This window comes from Pseudomonas sp. MD195_PC81_125, from assembly GCF_014060985.1.
Taxonomy (GTDB): Bacteria; Pseudomonadota; Gammaproteobacteria; order Pseudomonadales; family Pseudomonadaceae; genus Aquipseudomonas; species Aquipseudomonas parakoreensis.
The window spans coordinates 1-4,063 of record NZ_JABULD010000322.1 but is presented as its reverse complement, the minus strand read 5'-3'; the positions used below and the strand labels follow the sequence as shown (position 1 = coordinate 4,063).

Here is a 4,063-nt window from a genome sequence, read left to right as displayed (position 1 = left end):
CCCGGCTCTTTCGAACCGGGGCATTTTTCATTGCAGCGATAACTCAGCGATTGCGGGTCAGCAAGGCTGGTTTTTTCGCCGCGCGGACGGGTCGGCAATTGATCAAGTTGCTCAGGCGTCGGGAAGCGGTCGGCTTTCGATTCCTTGTGCATGATCTTCGGCCCGGTGCTGCGCGGGTTCTGCACGGCCGGTTCGGCGCGTTGCTGATCGTCGCGAGCCGGACGGCGGTTGCGCGAGGACTCGTCACGACGGCCCTGGCCGTCACGTGGGGCGCCGTTGCGCGGACCGTTGCGTTTGCCCGGTGGAGTGCCGGTGCTCGAACCGTTGCTGTTGCGCGGGCCGTTCTGGCGACCTTGCGATTGACCGCCGCGAGGTGCGCCGGCACCTGCGCCCTGGCCTGGCGCGCCTGGACGGCGACCACGACCACCGGCCGGAGCGGCTTTGGGCACGTAGTCAACGCGGTTACCGAAGTTATCGATATCGTCGTCGAGGAACTCGTCCGGTGCACGGTCGGCAGCCGCGCGTGGTGGCTGGCTCGGACGCTGTTCGCGGCTCGGCGTGCCTTCACGGGGCTTCTGCTGGCGGGCAGGGCGCTCGCCGCGTTCGCCGGCCGKTTTTTCCTTGCCCTTGTCTTTGCCTTTGTCCTTGCGACCGCCGCCACCGCCGCCGCCATTCGGACCGTCGCCGCGCGGGCCGCGGGAGTTGCGCGGGTTGCGCATGTCCGGACGCTCGCGCACTTCAGGCTTCTCGGCCTCGATGGTGCTGGCATCGAAGCCCATCAGGTCGCCGTCGGCGATTTTCTGCTTGGTCATGCGTTCGATGCTTTTCAGCAGTTTTTCTTCGTCCGGCGCGACCAGCGAGATCGCCTCGCCCGAACGACCGGCGCGGCCAGTACGGCCGATACGGTGCACGTAGTCTTCATCGACGTTCGGCAGCTCGAAGTTGACCACGTGTGGCAACTGGTCGATGTCCAGACCGCGAGCAGCGATGTCGGTCGCTACCAGAATGCGCACTTCACCGGCCTTGAAGTCGGCCAGGGCTTTGGTGCGGGCGTTCTGGCTTTTGTTGCCGTGGATCGCCACAGCCGGCAGGCCGTGTTTGTCCAGGTATTCGGCCAGACGGTTGGCGCCGTGCTTGGTGCGGGTGAACACCAGCACCTGTTCCCAGGCGCCGGCGGTGATCAGGTGCGCCAGCAGCGCACGCTTGTGGCTGGCCGGCAGACGGAACACGCGTTGCTCGATGCGCTCGACCGTGGTGTTCGGCGGCGTGACTTCGATGCGCTCCGGGTTGTGCAGCAGTTTGCCGGCCAGATCGGTGATGTCTTTGGAGAAGGTCGCCGAGAACAGCAGGTTCTGACGCTTGGCCGGCAGACGCGCGAGGACTTTCTTCACATCGTGCACGAAACCCATGTCGAGCATGCGGTCGGCTTCGTCGAGGACGAGGATTTCGACGTGGGACAGGTCAACGCTGCCTTGGCCGGCGAGGTCAAGCAGGCGACCCGGGCAGGCGACGAGGACGTCAACGCCACGGGACATGGCCTGGACTTGCGGGTTCATGCCGACGCCGCCGAAGATGCAGGCGCTGACGAATTTCAGGTCACGGGCGTAGATCTTGAAGCTTTCGTGAACCTGGGCCGCGAGTTCGCGGGTCGGGGTCAGGACCAGTACGCGCGGTTGGCGCGGGCCATGACGCTGGGATTTGTCCGGGTGACCGTTGGGGAACAACCGCTCCAGGATCGGAAGGGCGAACCCGCCGGTTTTACCGGTACCTGTCTGTGCCGCAACCATCAGGTCGCGACCTTGCAACACGGCGGGAATGGCCCGCTGTTGCACCGGAGTAGGCTCGGTATAGCCCGCATCTTCGATGGCACGGACTAAAGCCTCGGAGAGACCGAGGGAAGCAAAGGACATGAGTAATCCTGTTTTAGTTAGGGCTTGGCCCAATGGGAGTCTTGCCTAGCGCGAATCGCGTTTAAGAGGACGCGATCCCGTCCGGTCCTGCTGCGGTCTCGAAGGCATGTCAGGAGCGCTCGCGCGGGCTGAAAAGCTGCGCTGTAGCGGGACTGGAGGCCTGTTACGGTTCCGGGCGTCCGGGCGTGAGCCTGGCGGGAACGCCGGAGTATAACAGAGCAATCACTGCGCGCTGCTTTCCTGCTGCTCAACGGTTTTGCGGCTGGCCGAGACGTTGCTCATGGGCGCGGCGTCGACCGGGGCTGCGCCGTAGCGTGCGCTGAGCTCGGCGTAGGCCGGTTCGCGCTTGAAACGCTTGAGCTCGGCGCCAAAACGCGCCACCAGCAGATCCATCCCGGCATTGCGACGAACGGCCAGATATTGGCTCTGGCGGCTTATGACTGTAGGGTTTTCGCTGATTTGATCGCGGATATTCAACTGATCGAGCAAATGCTGACCGACGCGGCGATCGGTGATCAGCAAGTCGATGCGCCCGCGCAGCAGTTTGCCGAAGTTGGCTTCGTGGGTTGGCGCCGGTTCCCGGGTGAACAGTGTCGATTCGCGGAAGTCAGGGCTGTACAGATAACCCGGCGAGGTGCCAATGGTCAGGCCTTTGAGTTCTTCGAGTTTGCTGAACGGGTGCGGCCGGTCGTTGGCGTAGAACATCACGAACTCGACGTCCGACAGCGGTTCGATGGGGTAGAGCAGCATGGCGTCGCGCTCGTCGCTGTGAAAGATGTCCAGTGCGCCGTCAGCCTGACCGGTTTCGAGCATCGACAGGCAACGTTTCCACGGCAAAAATTGCCATTCGACCTCGATCCCCAGGCGCTTGAACACGATGGCCGTGGTTTCGTAATCCAGCCCGAGGTTCTTGCCGTCCTCTTCGTACACGTACGGCGCCCATGGCTCGGTGACAATGCGCAACTTCTCGCCCCGAGCGGCAAAGCTCAGGCAAGCAAAAACCAGCACCGTGAATAATTGCGCGATCAAAGGCATGGCTTGAGATTACGACGAGAAACGCGAAAGAGCCAGAAAGTGCCTGCACAAGCTCTAATTCGGGGATTCAAAAGCAAAAGATCGCAGCCACGACACCCCTGTAGGAGCTGCCGAAGGCTGCGATCTTTTTGATTGTGCTTTGATGCTTTTTAGCGCGGCAACTTCAGGTTATTCCAGATCGCCAGACTAGGCTCGGCCTGGTTCATGGAATAGAAGTGCAGCCCTGGTGCGCCACCTTGCAGCAGGCGTTCGCACATTTCGCTGACAACTTGCTCGCCAAAGCGCTGAATGCTCTGGCTGTCATCGCCGTAGGCTTCCAGTTGCTTGCGGATCCAGCGCGGGATTTCCGCACCGCAGGCATCGGAGAACCGCGCCAGCTTGCTGTAGTTGGTGATCGGCATGATCCCCGGTACCACCGGAATGTCCACGCCCAGCGCCTGCAAGCGGTCGACAAAGTAGAAGTAGCTGTCGGCGTTGAAGAAGTACTGGGTGATCGCGCTGTCGGCGCCGGCGCGGGCCTTGCGCACGAAGTTGGCGAGATCGTCTTCGTAGTTGCGCGCTTGCGGATGCATCTCCGGATAAGCGGCAACTTCGATGTGAAAATGATCAGCGGTTTCTTCACGAATGAATTCAACCAGTTCATTGGCGTGACGCAGCTCGCCGCTGGTCATGCCCATGCCGGACGGCAGGTCACCGCGCAGGGCAACGATGCGCTTGATGCCGGCAGCCTTGTACTCGTTCAGCAGTCCGCGCAGGTCGTCCTTGCTGTCACCGACGCACGACAGGTGCGGTGCGGCCGGTACTTTGACTTCGCTTTCCAGCTGCAGAACGGTGTTGAGGGTGCGATCACGGGTCGAACCGCCAGCGCCGTAGGTGCAGGAAAAGAAATCGGGGTTGTACGTTGCCAACTGACGGGCAACGTTGAGCAGTTTTTCATGCCCAGCATCGGTCTTGGTCGGGAAGAACTCGAAGCTGTAGCGACGGTCTTGGGACATGGTCATACCCTTGGAAACAAGAACCTTCGAGGCGCTGCAATCCCATGTGGGAGCGAGCCTGCTCGCGAAAGCGCCGGGTCAGACAACACGGATGTTGAATGTTAAGACGCCTTCGCGAGCAGG

3 protein-coding genes are annotated in these 4,063 nt (G+C 62.0%); all 3 read right to left on the bottom strand.

Annotated elements, in window-relative coordinates; genetic code table 11:
* Positions 1 to 1,910 (bottom strand): DEAD/DEAH box helicase (locus tag HT737_RS13380; protein WP_374011162.1); only part of this gene is annotated, 1,910 nt, incomplete at its 3' end.
* A 222-nt stretch (positions 1,911 to 2,132) separates the two neighbouring features.
* Positions 2,133 to 2,945: an ABC transporter substrate-binding protein gene (locus HT737_RS13375; RefSeq protein WP_095668119.1), complete on the bottom strand. Its 813-nt coding sequence runs from the start codon at positions 2,943 to 2,945 to the stop codon at positions 2,133 to 2,135.
* 149 nt (positions 2,946 to 3,094) lie between these two features.
* Positions 3,095 to 3,940, bottom strand: coding sequence for a methylenetetrahydrofolate reductase [NAD(P)H] (metF, locus tag HT737_RS13370; protein ID WP_047297145.1), 846 nt, complete (start codon positions 3,938 to 3,940; stop codon positions 3,095 to 3,097).
* Positions 3,941 to 4,063 lie beyond the last annotated feature (123 nt).